This window comes from Burkholderia sp. BCC1638 (assembly GCF_902833195.1).
Taxonomy (GTDB): Bacteria; Pseudomonadota; Gammaproteobacteria; order Burkholderiales; family Burkholderiaceae; genus Burkholderia; species Burkholderia diffusa.
In genome coordinates, this window is sequence record NZ_CADFEC010000164.1 from 1 (window position 1) to 250 (window position 250).

A 250-nucleotide genomic window follows, 5' to 3' on the forward strand; every position below is an offset into this window, starting at 1 on the left:
ACGCAGGAGGACAACGACCCCGGAAACCCATACACTTATCCACAACCGGTCCTGCTATAGACCGGTCTCCACCCCGGCTCAAAATCCAATCGGCCCGGTGGCTCAAAATTCCGTCGGCGCGGACAGCCGTCGAGCTTCTTGAACGGGCGCCGGTTCAGGTCGGCGATCAGTTTGCCGATCGCCTTGTTCAGTTCGGCCAGACTGTAGAAGCGGTGGTTGCGCAGCCGAGCGAGGATCCAGCGCTCGACGA

General features: G+C 61.2%; 1 pseudogene. It reads right to left on the reverse strand.

From position 1 onward, the window contains the following. Nucleotides 1–35: 35 nt before the first annotated feature. A pseudogene (locus HWX22_RS31725) lies at nucleotides 36–250 on the reverse strand (hypothetical protein); the annotation flags it as partial.